Origin of the sequence: Bacillus sp. GMa5/1 (assembly GCF_050172015.1) — a bacterium.
GTDB lineage: Bacteria > Bacillota > Bacilli > Bacillales > Bacillaceae_G > Bacillus_A > Bacillus_A cereus.
Genome location: NZ_JBNLYC010000440.1, coordinates 1 through 494, shown reverse-complemented (window position 1 = coordinate 494; position 494 = coordinate 1). Strand labels below are relative to the sequence as shown.

Genomic DNA, 494 nt, shown 5'->3' with positions numbered 1-494 from the left:
TGACGGAAGCTGAGCTAAAGAAACGTATTAATAGCACTGTAAAGTATGAAGTAAACCCAGTTGCATTAGAAAAGATATTTGGTTTATCTCATGAAAAAGTAAATAAGGGCGATATTGTCCATATCAAAGATACAAAATTTACACCGTCTTTATTTTTAGAAGCACGTCTTATCGCAGCGGATGAATGTGATACAAATGCAGCCAATGATAAATACTATTTTGGTGACTTTAAAGAAGTGGAAGATACGAGAAGCCTGTTAGATCGCATGTTTGCTCAAGTTATGGGTAGTCTAGCTGGGAAGGCAAATAAAGGCTTGTTAGATAAGTTGGAAGGACTTGTAAAAGAAACAAATGAACAAGTTGAAATTGTTAAAGCGGAATCGCAAACTGCCAAAGATATAGCAACAAAAACTAAAGAATACATGGAACAGAACCTTGTAGATATCATAGAAGGGGCTAATCCACCTACTACTAATCTTAAACCTAATAAAACG

1 pseudogene is annotated in these 494 nt (G+C 35.2%); it reads left to right on the top strand.

Going from position 1 to position 494, the window contains the following annotated elements:
- Positions 1 to 494, top strand: a pseudogene (locus ACQGSG_RS29300) (phage tail spike protein); the annotation flags it as partial.